The sequence below is a fragment of the Paenibacillus sp. 01T431 genome, assembly GCF_056398625.1.
Genome location: NZ_JBFTPT010000014.1, coordinates 58,812 through 77,437, shown reverse-complemented (window position 1 = coordinate 77,437; position 18,626 = coordinate 58,812). Strand labels below are relative to the sequence as shown.

The following is an 18,626-nucleotide window of genomic DNA, read 5'->3' as shown; positions in this document are numbered from 1 at the left end:
CCTCGACCGGTGCGAATGAAGCCTCGGCGAGGGGGATTTTCTTTTAACAGGTGATTAGTTCACTTTAGTAAAGCGGCCTTCAATTTTTGCCGAGATAGTACCGGCTGTGGATTTCGCATTAATATATGTGATCGTAGCGTCAAGATCTACAGGACCAGCCTCACGGTTTGTTCCTTTCAAGAGCACCGTGTAGCCGTCACCGCCTGTTGCCATAAAATCGTTCACGACAATCGTATAGGCTGCTGCGTCATCTAGAACAGTGCCATCGGCTTTCTTGATTTCAACAATCTTTTGGCCGTCTGGCTTGCTATCGTCATACTTATATGTGAAACCGGAAATTTGGCCAATCTTCGGGCTTGTTCCTGCCCATTGCTGATTCATCAGCTCTTTCATTTGCGCGCCAGTCAGCGTCATCTTAATGAGCACATTGCCGAAAGGCTGTACGGAGAACATGTTTCCGTAAGTGACATTTCCTTGTGGAAGATCATTACGAATTCCGCCTGAATTCATGAATGCAAAGTCCGCTTTCATTACTTCGCGCATGCCATCGGCAATTAGGTTTCCTAGCGCTGATTCGCCGGAAGCGCTAGTTGTACGTGTAATGGCAGCATCCGTTTTAGTAACCGGTGCGTTCATAACTGGAGCGTTCAGCTCTTGGTACGATTTGATCATTTGTGCAATTTCTGCATCCGGCGTAACGCCTTCGCGTTTCACTTCAACGACTTCGCCTTTAGCGGAAATAACATTATGCGTTGCACGATCGATAACTAGATCCACATCAGAGAATGCCGTACCATAAGAAAAGGCTTCAATGACAAGTTTGCCGTCGATCATTTTGTTCAGGCCGCCATGGTTGTGGCCTGCGAAGATGACGTCTACATCATCATCAACGTTGTTAGCCAGATCGACAACTTCGCCAGTTGGAGCGTCGGCTTTGCCATCGAATGGATCATGCGCCAAAATAACTATGGTATGCACGCCCTTCGCTTGCAGTTCTTTCACTGCTTTGTTAACCGCTGGAGCTTGCTCGATAAAGTTAAGGCCTTTAATGCTTTCAGCTTTTACGATAGAAGGCGTAATATTCGTTACGACCCCGATAAAACCGACTTTAACTCCGCCAACTTCAAGTACTTTGTAGGCGTCAAGCAGCGGTTTGCCGTTTGCATCCACTACGTTTGCAGCGACATAAGGGAAGTTTGCACCGGCGAAATCCTTGCCCGTTTTCGGGTTTTTGCCTCCGTTGATTAAGCGGAGTGCTTCAGCTGCGCCAGCGTCAAACTCATGGTTGCCGAGTGTGCCGATATCGAAGCCGAGACGGTTCAAGAAATCGATCGTCGGCTCATCCTGCAGCATCGCGGATACCGGTGCGCTAGCACCAACCGCATCGCCAGCATGCACAAGCAGCGTGTTCGGATTCGAAGCTTCGCGTTGTTTCAAATATGTGGCCAAATAATCCGCGCCTCCGAGTGTCGACACGACTTTGCCCGCTGCATCTTTTACATCTTTTTTGTAATCCAATTGTCCGTGGAAATCGTTAATGCCCAGCAATTGTACCGAAATATCGCTGATCAGCGTATGAACGACTTTCGCCGCTTCCGCACGAGTCGATGACGCTTTAGGGACAAACTTGCCTTCGCCGCGTCCGTTCATAACCCCGCGGTCAACTACGATATTCACGCCAGCTTTTGCCCAAGCACTAATTTGAGCATCGTCGGCCATTTTTTTGCTTTCCGCTACGATCGTCTCTTTGCCTGCTTTGAGTTTCAATGCGTTGCTTGCCATTACTGCCATTTGCTCACGCGTAATTTTGTCGTTCGGAGCAAATTTGCCTTTGGAAACTCCGTTAACCAAGCCGTTCTCGCTTGCCGCTGCAACGGATTCCGCATACCATGCAGTCGCTGGAACATCGGTGAACGAGCTTTTGCTTTTCGCAGTCAATTTCAAAGCTTTCACGAGCAGTGTCGCGAATTCCGCGCGGGTAACGTTCGTGTTTGGCTCAAAAGTGGTATCGGTTTTGCCTGTAACGATTTGTTTTGCAACCAGCTCATTAATAGCAGGGGAAGCCCAGTGAGAAGCTGGTACATCAGTAAATAGCTTGTTTAGGTCGAGGGAGAAGATGCCGAAGCCCTTTTCATCGACTTTATCCAAGTAACGGATGTTGTTCGTCGTTTTAGCATACTCCGCCGCTTTTGGAGATGAAGTGAATGTAACCTTTACATCGCCCATAACTGGAGCAATCGACCAGTTGTTATCGATCGATGGGTTGATTTGCTTATTGGTGCTAATGTAATCCATTAAGATTTGGCGGTTTTCGTCCGGTGCGTCAATAATATATTTACTTCCTTTAACGCCTGGGAAGTTGYCGCCGCCGCCAGCACGGTAATTGTTAGTAATAACGATGAAATCTTGATTTGGATCTACCGGCTTGCCTTTGTAGTTTAACTTAATGATCCGGCTGGAAGCTGCATCATTAATCGTACCATCAACTTTATATTTAGCTGGTTTGGTAACGTCAACTTGGTAAGTTACGCCATCGATCACATCAAAGTTATACACTTGGAATGAAGGATTAAGCAGTTCTTGCTCTTCCGATTTGYTTGGATCGATTTGATTGAATTTGCCAGCAGACATTTCCAGCCATTCTTTCACAACAGAACCCTTAACCATGATCGCTTTAAGCGTGTTGTCGTAGAGATAGAGATCGCCTGCACTCTTAATCGCGAGCGGGCCGGCTTTAATTTCTGTGAATTCCTCAACGCCATTGCGTCCCGCCTTGAATGGAGCGCCTACGGACAAGATTGGCGTGTCCTTGTATTCTGGCAGGTTTTTCTTAATATAGTTTTCAACATACCATTTCTGTGCGTTCGTTACGATCTGAACAGAAGGGTCGTCTTGTACGAGCGCAAAATAGCTGTGAATCGGCGCTGTTGTTGTTCCGATAGGGTTGTTTGCGTATTTAATCGTTGCTTCGTGGTCACCATTCACGGCGTCGATGATCGCTTGATCGATTTCAACAAGCGGTTTCTTCGCTGCGCTATCGTAAATCGCTTTCGTGGAAGACTGGGAGCCAGCAACTTTCCATTTGCCATCCTGTTTCTCTAGCGACAAATCAATAATTCCTAGATTGCTTCCGCCGTATCCAGCTTGCACGGCTGGCACTCCATTAATCGTGCCCTTCGCATTGTCAACGCTTGCATATACTTTGCCAGAAGCATCCTTAAATAAAGCGTCGAGCGATTTCTCGTCAACTGCAGGGAATACTTTATGAGTATGAGAGAATGTAATTGCATCAATACCAGACACCTTGCTAAGAAGCAGTACAGCATCCTCAGCGTTAGTATTTGCTTGAGAGTTGCCATTAAAGCCCGTGTGCGCCATAGCGATAATAATGTCCGCGCCTTCCGCTCTCATTTTAGGTACAAATTTCTCAGCAGTTGCGGCAATATCCTTCGTAATGACTTTGCCTTCAAGCCAAGTTTTGTCCCACTGTGTAATTTGCGGAGGTACAAAGCCGATAACACCGATTTTCAGCGTCTGCTCCTGACCGGATTCATCAACGACTTTTTTCGTAATAATTTTGTAAGGCTCAAAGCGGTTCACATCGTTATCCGGATTCGAGTCCTTATCATCGATATATACGTTTGCGCTCACATAAGGAAAATTGGCGCCTTTAAGAGCGTTGTCCAAATAATCTAATCCATAGTTGAACTCATGGTTGCCAAGGGTAGCAACGTCGTAGTCAAGTTGATTCATGGCCTTATAAACGGGATGAATCTCTTTGTCTTTAATTGGAGCTACGACTGCCTTGTAAGTGCCAAGCGGCGTGCCTTGGATAAGGTCACCGTTGTCAACAAGGAATGTGTTCTTTGATTCTGCTCTAGCCGCTTTAATCAGATTTGAAGTTCTAGCAAATCCGACCGTATTGGAAACGGCATCTTTGTAATAATCGTACGGCACAAGATTGGTGTGAATGTCTGTTGTTTCCATAATTCTGAGTTTCACGCTGGACCCTGCATCCGCTGCTGCTGCGAACATGCCGTTAAACGGCATCGACAGCACGAATAAAGTCAATGATGAGACAGCGAGCTTTCGTAAACCCTTTTTCCCCTTAAGCTGACCTTCTTGCATTCTACCAATCTTCCTCTCATGTCATAAATGTTAACATAAACATAATAGAGCAGAAGCTACTAAATTCCAATACTATCGTTTCGGAATTTAATAGAACCAAGCTTATAATAATGTATATTTTGAAAAAAGAACAAGAACAAAAAATGGAAGGCTTTGTATCGAAAAGCGTTTCACTTAGCAGCTTGTTTATGTTATTTTTATAGGAACAAAACCATTTCATAGAGAAGAAGGAGTGAAACGTATGACAACGCAAACAAAAGACTGGATATTGCACTCCGTCATTTTTAACTTGAAGCATGAACAAGGCTCTGCGGAGGAACAGCAGTTTTTGGAGGATGGCGAGCGGATTCTTACTTCGATTCCGTCTGTAAAGAACTTTCAAGTGTATAAGCAAGTAAGCGGGAAAAATGACTACCGCCATGGCTTCGCAATGGAATTTGCGAATCAGGCTGATTATGATGCTTATAACGAGCATCCGCTGCATGTGCAGTTTGTAAATGAACGTTGGGTGACAGAAGTAGAAAAGTTTCTTGAAATCGATTACGCGAAGTAGGACATTCCATTGAAGATTTAGCTAATACGACATATAATGAGCGGTATAGACTACACATTTTCGAACAAATACGAACATAATGGGAAGAGGGACTAAGGGATGAAAAAGCTTAGAGTGCTTCAGCAGTTGACGGATGCCGGCGTCGTGGCGGTATTGCGTGCGGACTCGCCTGAGGAAGTTGTGGAAATGTCACGCCGTGCAATTAAAGGCGGTATCAAAGCAATTGAAATTACGATGACAGTACCATTTGCACTGCGTGCCATCGAGCAATTATCCAAAGAGTATTCAAGCTCCGTATCACCTGATGCTGACAACTTTGCTATTATCGGCGTCGGCACAGTACTAGATCCAGAAACGGCACGCGCTGCTATATTGGCAGGGGCGGAATATGTCGTTTCTCCAGCGCTTAATCCGGATACGATCAAGCTTTGCAATCGCTATGCGGTTCCTATTTTGCCGGGTACAATGACCATTCATGAAATTCAAACGGCATTGGAGCTGGGCGTTGATATCGTGAAGCTGTTCCCAGGCAACCTATATTCACCAAGTGTGATTCCTTCTATTAAAGGACCGTTGCCGCAGGCTAACGTTATGCCAACCGGCGGCGTATCGCTCGACAACCTAAAGGACTGGATCAAAGCGGGCGCGGTAGCGGTCGGTATCGGATCCGATCTAACGAAGGACGCTGTAAAAACGGGCGACTTCTCGCTCATTGAGAAGAAAGCCGCTGCTTATATCTCAGCTTACCGCGAAGCAAAAGGACTTTAATCAAATACCTGACGGAGGCTGCCTCTGTCAGGTTCTTTTTTTTGAAATATAAGAAAGGATATCATTTTCTCATAGTTACGTGACTAGTTTAGAGGGGGAAATCCAGCCAATGCTGAAACGTGATCAAATTCGAATTCGTGATCCTTACATACTCGTAAATGAGCAAGAGAAATGTTATTACTTATACGGGACAACGGATGAGAATGTATGGTCAGCTCCAGGGACGGGGTTCGATACGTACAAAAGCACTGATCTTGAGAATTGGGATGGGCCTTATCCAGCCTTCAGGCCAGCGCCGGCTTTTTGGTCGGATCATCATTTTTGGGCGCCTGAAGTGTATGTTTACGATAACAGCTACTATATGTTTGCTTCATTTAAGTCAGAGGATCAGCGGCGCGCAACACAGGTTTTAATAGCGGAAAGCCCTCTTGGGCCTTTTGTCCCGCTTACAGATAAGCCCGTCACTCCATCGGAGTGGGAATGTCTTGACGGTACGCTGCATATCGAAGCAGATGGAACGCCATGGATGGTATTTTGCCAAGAATGGGTGCAGGTGAATGATGGTAAAATGTGCGCCATTCCATTGACCGCAGATTTAAAGGAAGCGGCTGGAGAGCCGATCACGCTTTTCTCCGCATCGGAAGCAGCTTGGGCCATTCCATTTGGCGATGATCATAACAACTATATAACAGACGGCCCTTATCTATATCGTAATCAAGTAGGCGAGCTGCTTATGCTTTGGTCAAGCGGTTCGAAAAATGGCTACGCTATTGGGATCGCCCGTTCAGCCAGCGGAACGATTGAAGGGCCATGGACGCAGGATGCGGAGACGCTTTTCCCGCAGGATGGTGGACATGGCATGTTGTTCCGCTCATTGGAAGGACAGCTTATGCTTGCCATGCACTCACCCAACAATGAGCCGGATGAAAGAGCAGTATTTATTGAAATCGAAGAGAAAAACGGTACGCTGCAGCGAAAAGAATAACGAAGAAAAATAGGCAGCTCGTGACTATTCAGAGGCAACGTTTGCTTTAATCACAGGCATTGCTAGGTCGAAAGGCTTAGACTTCTTTCCTATAGAAGTATATGATCAATACATATGGAATTTTAGTGTAACGGTCATATTCATAATCATGATGGGATGGGTAGTATGAGATCTACGATTATTGAGGACATGCTAACGATAGTCTCAGCAAATATTTATAATTCGGCTACACAAGTAATGAGCACGGCCTATACGATGATACCTGCAAACACGTTTTGCATCGCTATAAATGACAGAATGACAACAACCGTCTTGAGGTCGTATAATCGCGACTACATGATTTTGGATGAAGGCTTAGTCGTTGACAACGAAGAGTCCTATTGTCATTTGGTCATTGAAAAGTCAGAAGGGCCATTAATTATTAATAATAATCTGACACATCCGCTCACGCGGGATATGGATGCAACGAAGCTGGTCGGCGGCTGTTCTTTCATGGGAGTTCAGATCGTCAAAAAAAGTGGAGAAGTATACGGCTCCCTTTGTGCCTTTGACCATAACTTTTATGCTTACGACGAGAAGGAAGTAGCTTTCATGTCATCGTTAGCTGCTTTTTTTGCCAATGTTCTAGAATTGGAAGACGCAGCCATGGCACTGCAGGAAGCCCATCATAAGATTTGTGATTTGGCTGAGGAGAAATCCAACCTGCTGGCCGTGATGAGTCATGAAATCCGCACCCCTCTAAACGGTATCATCGGGATGATCGATCTGCTTCAGTCCACTGAGCTGACCGAGGAGCAGCGTAAATATATTAAAATTACACAGTCCAGCGGTGATTCATTGCTCGCTGTGCTAAATGATATTTTATCGTATGCCAAAATCGAATCCGATCAATCAGAGCTCGTTCATCTCCCGCTTGACCTGCGATCATGCGTCAAACAAGTTCAAGAGCTGCTTGGTCCGGATGCTGCCAAAAAAGGGATTAAGCTTCATGTGGAGGTCTGTCCTACTATACCGGATATGGTTAGGACCGATGCTACGAAAATTCAGCAAATCATGATTAATCTAATCAGCAATGCAATCAAATTCACAAATACTGGCGGTGTAACGCTTTCTGTGGAGCAGCTGTCTTCAGAATCAAGTTATCCTTTAATGCTTGTAAAGGTTAGAGATACAGGAATCGGTATTTGTGCGGAGAAGCTGGACATGCTTTTTAAACCATTCTCTCAATTGCATACACCTGAGCGCAGCTTCGAATACAGCGGTACAGGGCTCGGGCTATCTATCTGTAAGAAACTTGCTGAGCAAATGGCAGGCCGGATATGGCTGATGGAATCCAATGAGCACGGCTCATGCTTTGCCTTAGAACTCCCTCTTATGACTGAAGAAGCGTATGTTTAGCGTGAGCAGTATGCTCAGCAAAAGCGCAGTCCTTATAACCAATTTGGGAGCTTTGCTTGATTCTGATCGGGAATAGCGTTATAACAGAAACAGGGTCAAAAAAGAGAAAACACAATTGATTAAAGGAGTCGTTCAATTAATGGATTATCGTATTGAGAAGGACACAATGGGCGAGATTCAGGTTCCTGCGGATAAGCTATGGGGCGCACAAACGCAACGCAGCTTGCAAAACTTCAAAATTAGCGGTGAGCGCATGCCGATAGAAGTGGTGTATGCGATGGCTTATATTAAAAAAGCAGCCGCGCAAGCCAACGAGAAGCTTGGCGTTTTGGATGCAGCAAAGTCAGCGATTATTGGTGAAGCGGTAGACGAAATCGTTTCAGGCAAATGGGATGAGCATTTTCCATTAGTCGTATGGCAAACAGGCAGCGGCACGCAAACGAACATGAACGTGAATGAGGTTATTGCTAACCGTGCGAACAACTTGCTTGCAGAACGCGGAAGCGAAGTGCGCATCCACCCGAATGATGACGTAAACCGCTCACAAAGCTCGAATGATACATTCCCTGCAGCGATGCATATTGCTGGCGTAATTGCGCTCGAGGATCGCTTGCTTCCATCTCTTGATCTACTGAATGGCACGCTTCGCGCGAAAGCGGAGAAGTTTAACGATATTGTAAAAATCGGGCGTACTCATCTTCAAGATGCTACACCAATTACGCTTGGTCAAGAAATCAGCGGCTGGTACTCTATGCTGGACAGAACGCGCGCTATGTTAGTTCAAAGCGTAGAAACGATGCGCGATCTAGCGCTTGGCGGTACGGCAGTTGGTACGGGCCTTAACGCTCACCCTGACTTTGCAGTCGCAGTGGCGCAAGAAGTAACGGCACTTACGGGCAAAACATTTGTAACGGCAGAGAACAAATTCCACTCCCTTACAAGCCACGACCAAATCGTATACACGCATGGTGCCGTAAAAGCGCTGGCGGCTGATTTGATGAAAATTGCAAACGATGTAAGATGGCTGGCAAGCGGTCCACGCTGCGGCATCGGTGAAATTTCGATTCCAGAGAACGAGCCGGGCAGCTCGATTATGCCAGGTAAAGTTAATCCAACGCAAAGCGAAGCTTTGACGATGGCAGTATGCCAAGTGATTGGCAATGATACGGCTATTTCGATGGCAGCAAGCCAAGGAAACTTCGAGCTAAACGTATTCAAACCAGTTATCATCTATAACTTCCTGCAATCAGTAGCCCTTCTTGCTGATGGCATGGTTTCATTCAACGACAACTGCGCGGTTGGCATCGAGCCAAACGAAGCGGTAATCAAACGTAATCTAGATCAGTCGCTTATGCTGGTCACAGCGCTTAATCCGCATATCGGCTACGAGAATGCGGCTGCCATTGCCAAAAACGCTCACAAAAAAGGACTAACATTGAAGGAGTCGGCTATCGCGAGCGGCTTGCTTACTTCAGAGCAATTCGATGAATTTGTTCGTCCCGAGAACATGATCGGAAAGCGTTAATAAACAGCGAAATAAGAAAGGATCAGCTCTTGTCTCATGGGACAAGGTGCTGATTCTTTTTGCTGTACAGAGGTTCATGTTATGATATGGGCTTTTTATGGTATGATACGAGGGGCTGCAATCGCAGCAATACTATTCCAAAAAAGTAGGTTTGTCTCATGCATTTATTGTCTGTAGAACATATAACGAAGAGCTATGGCGAGAAGCTATTGTTCGAAAATGTAACATTTGGCGTAGAGGATGGCGACAAAGTCGGCATCATTGGTGTGAACGGCACGGGAAAGTCCACCTTTCTTAAGGTGATTGCGGGCCTAGAACAAGCTGACTCAGGCACAGTGTCGATCGGCAACCGGGTAACGGTTAGAATGCTGGCGCAGGATCCGGTATTTGCTCCGAACGAAACGACGCTGGAGCATGTGCTTGGCGGAGATTCTCCTCAGCTAAGAGCTGTGCAGGCTTATGCTGCGGCAATGGAAGCGATTGAGCTTAATCCAAGCGATGTAGCGCTGCAAGATAAGCTGATTAAGGCAAATCAGCTTATGGATGAATTTGATGCATGGCAGCTGGAGAGCGATGCGAAGATGGCGCTGTCAAAGCTTGGCATTAATGATTTTGAAGCGAAGGTAGAGACGCTGTCCGGCGGCCAGCGCAAGCGTGTCGCTATGGCTGCTGCTTTATTGCTTCCTTCCGATGTGCTCATTCTGGATGAGCCTACGAACCATATCGATAATGATTCCGTGGCTTGGCTCGAAGGCATGCTGCAAAAACGCAGAGGCGCATTGCTCATGATTACGCATGATCGGTATTTCCTTGATCGTGTCAGTAACCGCGTCATCGAGCTCGATAAAGGCCAAGCCCATTTCTATCAAGCAAACTACAGTCGTTTCCTTGAGCTGAAGCTGGACCGCGAGGAGCGGGAAGCTTCGACAGAATCGAAGCGTCAAAATTTGCTGCGCAATGAACTCGCTTGGATCAGACGAGGAGCTAAAGCAAGATCGACGAAGCAAAAGGCGCGTATCGATCGCTTTGAGGCGCTTAAGGCAGATGCACCGAAGCAAGCGGGCGGGAAGATGGACGTATCGGTAGCTTCGACTAGACTTGGCCGGAAAATCCTTGAAATGGAAAATGTGAAAAAAAGCTTTGGTGATCGGACGCTTATTCGCGATTTTAGCTATATTGCTGTTCCAGAGGACCGAGTAGGCATCGTCGGCCGCAACGGAAGCGGGAAATCAACGCTAATGAAGCTGATTACAGGGCAATTAACGCCAGACGAAGGAACCGTGGACCTTGGTACAACAGTCAAGCTGGGCTGGTTCTCGCAAGAGCATGAAGAGATGGATCAATCTTTGCGGGTGATCGAATATATCCGCGAGGGCGCTGAGCAAGTAAAGACGGCTGATGGCTCGACCATATCGGCGGGACAAATGCTGGAGCGTTTCCTATTCTCCCCTACGATGCAGTGGACACCGATTTCGAAGCTGTCCGGCGGCGAGAAGCGCCGCTTGCAGCTATTGCGCGTGTTAATGAATGCGCCGAATGTGCTGCTGCTCGATGAGCCGACGAATGACTTGGATATTTCCACACTTACAGTGCTGGAGGATTATCTTGACGATTTCCCGGGCGTGGTGTTCGTTGTCTCTCATGATCGTTATTTCCTTGATCGGACAGTAGACAAGATTATCGCGTTCGAGGGCAATGGCGTGATTGCACATCACACCGGCAACTATTCGGATTACCAAGCGTTTGTTGAGAAATACGGCTCTGGAACTACGCCATCAGCGGTTGCAGCCGACACAGCCGTTGCAAAAGCGGCTTCGAGCGCAGAGGTGAAAAGTACAGAAGCGGCTGCGAAACCCGCGGTTAAGGGACGTACACTCAAAATGTCCTACAAGGATCAAAAGGACTTTGAGCAAATTGATGGCTGGATTGAGGCTGCGGAAACCGAGATCAGTGAAATCGCCTCACGCATGGAAGCTGCAAGCAGCGATTCTGCTCGTCTCCTAGAGCTGGCAGCAGAGCAGCAGCAGCTGGAAGAAAAGCTGGAGAAGCTAATGGACCGCTGGGCAGAACTGAATGAATTGGCTGAGCAAATTGCTGCCCAGAAGTAAACGAAACCGATTTAACTTAGTTGAAATAGAAAGGCGGCATTGTTCATGAGCAGCAATGAGATTCGTAATATTTATTGTATCGGTCGAAATTATAAACTTCACGCTTTGGAGCTTGGCAATGAGGTGCCTGATAAGCCGCTCGTGTTTACAAAGCCGTCGCATGCCATTGTTCCAATGGCAGGCAACACCGTAGATCTTCCCGGTAATGTAGGCGAGGTGCACTTTGAGCTTGAAATCGTACTGCGGATTGGCCGTGCTTATGAGCCGGGCATCGATCCAGAACAATGCATTGACGGCATGGCGCTTGGCTTGGACTTAACGCTTCGTGACGTTCAGTCCAAGCTGAAGGCAAAGGGACAACCATGGCTTGCGGCCAAAGGGTTTAAAAACTCAGCTCCGCTTGGTGAATGGCTTCCTTACCCTGGTGCAGCCGCTCTTGCCGAAAACGAGTTTGTGCTCTTGCGAAATGGCGAAGAGGCGCAGCGCGGCAAAGCCAGCGATATGTTATTCAGCGTATCGGAGCTGATTCAATTCGTAGGGGAGCATTACGGGCTTGGCCCCGGCGATCTTCTATTCACAGGAACTCCAGCTGGAGTGGCTGCTTTGCATGAAGGTGACCAGCTGCAAGCATTATGGGCAGGTACAGCTGTAGGCAGCTGCGGCGTAAAGCTTGTATAAGATCATTTGATTATCATTTCGCGGCAGCGAGTTTGTTTAGCGAACATCCATAGATTTGTATGAAAAGACAGTTCTTCCCTACTTGGAAGAACTGTTTTTTTATGCAACAATTTATTTAGGGGAGTGTGAGCGAAGGATGAAAGTCGTATGGATTGAGGATGAACAGCAGCTGCTTCAGGAATGCGCTGATTATTTGCGGAAAGAATCGGTGGAGGTTTATGGCGCTTCCTCATTGACCGAAGCGGAGCCGCTCATTAAGCAGGTAAATCCGGATTTGCTGCTAGTCGATTGGATGCTGCCCGGTGGAGCAAGCGGAATAGACATTTGCAAGCGTAATGAAAAAGAGTGGAACCTGCCCTTCATTATGGTTACAGCCAAGGGTGATGAATTCGATAAGGTGCTGGCACTGGAGCTTGGCGCGGACGATTATTTGACGAAGCCGTTTGGGCTTCGTGAACTAAGTGCGAGAATAAAAGCGGTTATGCGCAGAGCAAGCAAGCATGGCGAGTCATCCCTTCCTGCGCCTGATGAATCGATTATTTATAGAGGATCGCTCATGCTTGATCAGCAGCGCTTCACAGCTGTGCTCAACGAGCACAGGCTTGACTTGACCCGTACTGAATTTTTGCTGCTGTGGAAGCTAGCGGCAAATCCAGGCAGAGTATTTACACGAACACATTTGATGGATGAGGCGCTTGGCGACGGTTTTCTCGGTTATGAGCGAACGCTCGATTCACATATTCGTAATTTGAGGCGTAAACTGGAAGGCGGCGATGAGAAGCGTGAGCTCATTCAAACCGTGTATGGAGTTGGCTATCGTTTTACGGAGGAAGTACTGTGAAGAGCTATAGCAGTACAAGCATGCAGCGTGAGAAGCTTAGATTAGTTTACATATGTATGATTGCTGTCGTTGTTGCATTTATTTGTACCTTATGGATGATGAACAGCATTGATCGGACTGAGCTTAAGAAGACGCAGCTGTTTTGGAATGGATACGCCAAGCTTTTTTATGAGTCGACGGGAAGCTGGATCGGTCTTGAGGATCGGCTTCAGCATGATCGTTACATGATTTCCGGACACAAGTCGCTGTCTATTATCGTTTATGACAAAGATGCAATAACCGAGACGGCCACGCTGGTCATTAAGCAAAATTCGGATAAAGACGCGCGGAAAATAGCCGTACTCTCAAATGGCTCGATTGTCGGGTATACGCAGGTATCGACTACAGCTCAGAAACTTATGAGTATGAGAATGGTACTGCCGCCGCTGTTGCTCGCTATGTTGATATACAGCATTGGATTATGGGTTATTCAACGCTCGTACAATGTTTCAAAACAAACGGAGCGGCGAATAGCAGCGTTAATTTGGGAGCGGGCCTCTTTACCAGCAAATAATCGTATAGACGGGGACATGCATCTCACGGATGCGCTCGATCAAATAGATGAACTTGCGCGGCGCGTAGAACGCCTAGAAACGGTTAGGCGAACGATGGTAGCTGACATTGCTCATGAGCTTCGAACGCCGATTGCAGTCATGCGGACGCAGCTGGACCATGCTATTCAGGAGGGACTGCCGCTGCCATTAGCGCGTACTGTATCGCTTCATGATGAGACGCTGCGTCTGACTAAGTTAGTTCGTGATTTACAGGAGCTGTCGCTAGCGGAATCTGGCCATTTGTCCTTAAGCAAAAGCTGGTTTTCACTTACCGAGCTAGCTGCGGCGGTTGCTGAGACGCTTGTCGTTCAATCGGATGAACATACGGTACAGACAACGATACATATTGAGCATGATATTCGTATCTATGCGGATGAAGCAAGAATCAGACAAATTATTATTAATTTGATTGGGAATGCGCTGCAGCATGCACGCCATGAGCTGCGAATCGAGCTCCGCTTAGAAGCTGGATATGCGGAATTGGCGATTATCGATGATGGTTTGGGTATTGAAGAGGAGGAGCTTGCTTTTGTTTTTGACCGCTTTTACAGAGGAGCTGGGCAAGCTAGAGCAAGCAAACGCGGCTCAGGGCTGGGCCTTGGGCTCGCCATAGCGAAGCAATTCGCGCATGCCCACAGCGGAACGCTTGATGTGTCGAGCAGCTATGGCAAAGGAGCTGCTTTTACATTAAGCCTCCCCATTATAAAAGACTAGCCATCTGCACAAGTTCTGCATATTTGCTCCATTAAGAATGCATATCGATTTGATAAAGTGATAGCATTCAATGGAACAAGGGGTGAGATTTGAAGAAATGATAAAGATAAAAGAATTATGCAAGACGTATGGCAAGGGAGAAGCAGCGGTCAGAGCGCTGAGGGACGTATCTTTTACAATTACTAAAGGAGAAATGGTATCCATTACGGGTGCCTCCGGTTGCGGCAAATCAACGCTGCTACATATTATGGCTGGCATCGAGTCCAGCGATAAAGGTGAAGTATGGATTGGAGATGCGCCCATCCATTCATGGGAAGACGAAAAGATCGCTAAGCTGCGGCTTGCGAAGATGGGGTTCGTGTTTCAATCCTATCATCTCATACCGGTGCTGAATGCTTGGGAGAATACGGCGCTGCCGCTTATTGCCGCTGGCAGTGATGCCAATAAGGCCAAAGAGAGAGCGTTTGAAGCGCTCAAAGAGGTTGGGCTGTCTGATAAAGCTAATCAATATCCTAATCAACTATCGGGCGGTCAGAATCAACGAGTTGCTATCGCTAGAGCTATTGTGGGGAGACCCGATATCATTTGGGCAGATGAGCCTACAGGCGCGCTTGATACGGAAACGGCGGATCAAATCATTGGCATGCTGGAGATGCTCAATCGCCATTACAACACAACGATCGTTATTGTGACGCATGATCAACAAGTAGCTAACCGAACATCACGCACCATTCGCTTGCAAAACGGACGTGTTATCCATGATGGGGGCGTTTCGTCATGCTAACGTCTCGTCTTGTATGGCGAATGGCGCTGAGTCATTTGAGAAAACAATGGAAGCAGACGTTGATCACGATAATGGCTGGCGCCATCGGGGCCATGCTGATCGCCATTAGTGCTGTAAACTATGAATCGGTCGAGCGAAGCGGGGCAGCTTGGATTGAGAAGCATCTAGGCCCGATCAACTGGAAGCTAACGCCGGAGAAGCTTAATTCTGAAGGCTTCTCAGCGCAAGAGGCTGCATTTTTAATAGACTTCTCTCGAAAAAGCGATTATACAATTCTTCCCTATGTAAAAGCGGAAGCGGCTGTTTTTGCTGAGGCTGCAAATACGGGTGAACAATCCATCCTGAAAAATATACTGTTTATGGGCTTCTCTATGGAGGAAGCTGCTAGGTTTGATCCTGCATTTGAAGACTTATGGACAAATGGCTTGACTGACGATGAGCTTATTATTAACCGTGACATAGCCAAGCTTCTGCATGTTGATGTCGGTGACGCGCTTAAGGTTTCTGTCTCGGGCAAAGATAAGTTATTTCGCATTCGAGCGGTAGTAGAGCAGCGGGGACTCACTGGCTACCAAGAATATGGTGCATTTGCCGGTACAATAATCGGTACGGAGCAAGCAGTGCGTCAAATGTCTGGCCAAGCTGGAGATGGCTATGAGGCTATACTTGCGGGAAGCACTGATCCATCTGTAAACTTGGGCGGCATGTTTTTTGTTTCAGGCCAGACATACAATGTAGAAAATTTAAAGAGCAAATATAAAAATGAAGTCGATGATATGAACTATTCGATCATTATTGGCATGATCAGTATTGTAGCCGTTATATCGAGCATGCTGTTTATGAGGCAGGTGCTGGTCATGATTGGCGATTCCAGGCGGGAGATGTACGGTATTCTACGAGCAATCGGATTCTCGCGAGACAATATATCTGCTATGTTCATGGTTGAAGCGCTCTTGCTGTCAGTAGCTAGTGCGCTGCTTGGTACGCTAATTGGGTTGTCTGGCGGTTATGGTTTGATACAATTTTTTTATAGCTTCTATGCTGCGGATTTGTCTCAAATGGCCGGTCTCGTTGTGCCGATTACAGCTCATGTTTCAATCCTAACAGCAGCAGCTGTATTCGCAGCAACCTTGCTGTTTCTTCTTTTCATTTCTGGATTAACAGCTCGCAAAGCAAGCAGGTTCAATATTGTTGAAGCGCTGCGAGGGCCTTCAGCGGACAGCGGGACCTTGCGAGCGAGAGGGTGGAAACGAACGCGTAACCGCTGGGTAATCGCTGCGGGTTTATCCGCTACTTGCGTTCATTTTATATTTGCATTTATCGATCCGCCAGAATTAACGAATGACAACATGCTTACCATTGTGCTTACTTGGATAGCATCCGTGTTTACAGTGTTATTTATCGCGCTTAATGGAGTGGGGAAAATGACTGTCCCGCTGCAAAAGCTGCTGCGGTTTATTGGTGTTCCGCCGATATCCATGCTCCTCGCTGTTAAATACCCGAATCAACATAAAGGACGAACGTACACAGCATCGCTTTTATTTGCACTTGTTATGATGTTGATTACATTTTTGGTTGGCATTACGCAGCTTTTACAAGCTAGCGGGAATGTTGATCGCATAAATCAAACCGTCTTAGGTTTTGGTGGTTATGCTGTATACCAATCTGAGCTGGAGAAGGATAAAATTGAAGCGGTTGCCGCTGCTGACCCGTTGATACAGGAGCATATGAAGGGGAAAGTTGTCGTGGAGCCTTATATGCTTAGTATGCAGGAGAACGGCATAGCTCAAGCTATTATACCCGTTACGAAGGAGCTCCTGCTTAATAACAACTTTGCATTAAATGCACGATCACCAGCGTTCTCAAGCGATGCTGAAGCATGGCACGCTGTACTGAATGATCCTGCATATGTGATCCTGCCTGACTATTATAAAGAGAAGTTTCCTGAGCAATTATTGAATCTCAAGGCAGGCGATAAGATTACGCTTCCTGTATATAAAAGCAAGCTCCGATCGAGAGAAGAAGCTTGGGTTCCCGAACAGAAACGAGATTTCATTATCGCTGGTTTTTTAAATAACGACGCAGCTTCCGGATTAATAGATTTCTATGGCACAACCTTGATGAACAAAAAAGTTGTAGATGAGCTGCGTCCGCTGGGTCACAAATGGCCCAACCAAACCGATCTTGGTTTCGTTTTATTCCAATTTGATTATAAAGACATTAAGCTGGCTAAGGAGCTGGAGGAAAGATTTGCACTTGAAGGCGTGTTGGCCTTTCATGTTCCTTATGTACAAAATACAGCGGAGCAATTGATTAATAAACAAATTGGCTATGGATTCATAGGTTTTACGGTTATATCCGCTCTTATTGGTTTGCTAGGTCTTGCGATTATTTTGTTTAGAGCCGTGCGCGAGCGGAGCAAACAGATCGGAATGATGCGCTGCATCGGCGTTCCCGGAAAGTCCATATTTTGGATGCTGTTTATTGAAGGTTTTGTTATAAGCTTGATGGGTTTGTTGTCAGGCTTAGCGATAGGCCTTAGCGGGGTTCATATGTTTGTCGAGAGTGTGAAAGCGGATTTGAAAGGCGATAAGTCGGCACTCCTATATGAGTATCCATTCGATATTGTTTTTCCCATTATAGCTGGCTTGCTGCTGGCCTCTCTTCTCATTAATATTACGCCAGCTAGAGCAGCACTCAAGCTCAAAGCGGTTGATGTTCTCAAAATGAACAGCGATTAATAATGGATGTATCAGGCTAGAACACTAAGCAAATAAAGGAGCTTCGACAGTGAGTATACTGCCGAAGCTCCTTTTTGCATAGGACGTGCAACAATTATTTGCCATTAAAAGCGGTAAGCATCCATACATGCTTCTCAAGTGTCGTATGAATAGCAAGGAGCATGTCGGCTGTTGTTTCGTCGTCAGCCTTTTGTGCGGCCTCCATGCCGTCTTTCAGTTCACCGATTACGGTTGTAAAATCTTTAATCAATTGCTCAACCATTTGCGTAGCATCTTCCTTATTGGATGCTTCTTCAATGCTTGAAGTTTTCAAATAATCTTTCATGGTTGCGATAGGCGTACCCTTCACGGCAAGCAAGCGTTCAGCGATTTCATCGACATGAAGCGCAGCTTCTTCATAAAGCTCTTGGAATTTTGCATGCAAAGTGAAAAACTGAGAGCCCTTTACGTACCAGTGATAATTGTGCAGCTTGATGTAAAGTACGCTCCAGTTGGCGATTTGGCGATTCAAATGTTGTTGTACAGTTGTAGGTGCTGTCATAATGATCATCCTTTCTGATGGTAGTTTGCGCTATTTGCAGTCAGTGAATACAAAAATGGAAAGGTTGATTGCAAATTCTGAATTAAATTAGACTAACTCCTTGTTTATAATTATTACAAACTAGAAGATGTCTGTCAATATGTATACACCATTTTGTTAGAGTTGAAACATCTTATTGGCATTGAAGCTCATTTTTCTTTTTATTACAGAGTAGAAGAAGCCATCTGACCGGATAAAGTAGAGCGCTTACAAAATAATGATTGACAGAA

At 46.4% G+C, this 18,626-nt stretch carries 13 protein-coding genes; 11 read left to right on the top strand and 2 right to left on the bottom strand.

Annotated elements, in window-relative coordinates:
• Positions 1-54: 54 nt before the first annotated feature.
• Positions 55-4,128 (bottom strand): bifunctional 2',3'-cyclic-nucleotide 2'-phosphodiesterase/3'-nucleotidase, encoded by a 4,074-nt coding sequence (locus tag AC1DM9_RS24065; RefSeq protein WP_477582594.1) that lies wholly within the window; start codon positions 4,126-4,128, stop codon positions 55-57.
• 241 nt (positions 4,129-4,369) lie between these two features.
• Between AC1DM9_RS24065 and AC1DM9_RS24060 the strand changes: the two genes are divergently transcribed.
• From AC1DM9_RS24060 to AC1DM9_RS24010, 11 genes are all read left to right on the top strand, one after another.
• Positions 4,370-4,681: a Dabb family protein gene (locus AC1DM9_RS24060; protein WP_076268814.1), complete on the top strand. Its 312-nt coding sequence runs from the start codon at positions 4,370-4,372 to the stop codon at positions 4,679-4,681.
• Positions 4,682-4,780: 99 nt separating this feature from the next.
• Positions 4,781-5,449, top strand: coding sequence for a bifunctional 2-keto-4-hydroxyglutarate aldolase/2-keto-3-deoxy-6-phosphogluconate aldolase (locus tag AC1DM9_RS24055; RefSeq protein ID WP_477582592.1), 669 nt, complete (start codon positions 4,781-4,783; stop codon positions 5,447-5,449).
• Positions 5,450-5,558: 109 nt separating this feature from the next.
• Positions 5,559-6,434 (top strand): glycoside hydrolase family 43 protein, encoded by an 876-nt coding sequence (locus AC1DM9_RS24050; RefSeq protein ID WP_477582590.1) that lies wholly within the window; start codon positions 5,559-5,561, stop codon positions 6,432-6,434.
• Positions 6,435-6,599: 165 nt separating this feature from the next.
• Entirely contained in the window at positions 6,600-7,832 is a 1,233-nt protein-coding gene (locus AC1DM9_RS24045; RefSeq protein ID WP_477510792.1) for a GAF domain-containing sensor histidine kinase, read from the top strand.
• A gap of 139 nt (positions 7,833-7,971) precedes the next feature.
• Complete coding sequence (gene fumC / locus AC1DM9_RS24040; RefSeq protein WP_076268818.1) at positions 7,972-9,357, top strand: class II fumarate hydratase; 1,386 nt, start codon at positions 7,972-7,974, stop codon at positions 9,355-9,357.
• A gap of 158 nt (positions 9,358-9,515) precedes the next feature.
• The gene (locus tag AC1DM9_RS24035) at positions 9,516-11,465 is read left to right on the top strand and encodes an ABC-F family ATP-binding cassette domain-containing protein (protein ID WP_477582588.1); all 1,950 of its coding nucleotides are present in this window, start codon (positions 9,516-9,518) and stop codon (positions 11,463-11,465) included.
• A gap of 45 nt (positions 11,466-11,510) precedes the next feature.
• The gene (locus AC1DM9_RS24030) at positions 11,511-12,143 is read left to right on the top strand and encodes a fumarylacetoacetate hydrolase family protein (protein ID WP_475446214.1); all 633 of its coding nucleotides are present in this window, start codon (positions 11,511-11,513) and stop codon (positions 12,141-12,143) included.
• Between the two features lie 136 nt (positions 12,144-12,279).
• Positions 12,280-12,984 carry a winged helix-turn-helix domain-containing protein gene (locus tag AC1DM9_RS24025; RefSeq protein WP_477582585.1) on the top strand — a complete coding sequence of 235 codons (705 nt, stop codon included), beginning with the start codon at positions 12,280-12,282 and terminating at the stop codon, positions 12,982-12,984.
• Positions 12,981-14,291, top strand: coding sequence for a sensor histidine kinase (locus AC1DM9_RS24020; protein ID WP_477582583.1), 1,311 nt, complete (start codon positions 12,981-12,983; stop codon positions 14,289-14,291). Before AC1DM9_RS24025 ends, AC1DM9_RS24020 begins: the two co-directional genes overlap by 4 nt.
• Before the next feature lie 97 nt (positions 14,292-14,388).
• Positions 14,389-15,075 (top strand): ABC transporter ATP-binding protein, encoded by a 687-nt coding sequence (locus AC1DM9_RS24015; protein ID WP_475446220.1) that lies wholly within the window; start codon positions 14,389-14,391, stop codon positions 15,073-15,075.
• Positions 15,069-17,816: an ABC transporter permease gene (locus AC1DM9_RS24010; protein WP_477582581.1), complete on the top strand. Its 2,748-nt coding sequence runs from the start codon at positions 15,069-15,071 to the stop codon at positions 17,814-17,816. The genes AC1DM9_RS24015 and AC1DM9_RS24010 overlap by 7 nt, the downstream gene beginning before the upstream one ends.
• 94 nt (positions 17,817-17,910) lie before the next feature.
• On the opposite strand, the gene AC1DM9_RS24005 is transcribed toward AC1DM9_RS24010, so the two are convergent.
• Positions 17,911-18,357, bottom strand: a complete 447-nt coding sequence (locus AC1DM9_RS24005) for a Dps family protein (RefSeq protein ID WP_477582579.1) — start codon at positions 18,355-18,357, stop codon at positions 17,911-17,913.
• Between the last annotated feature and the right edge of the window lie 269 nt (positions 18,358-18,626).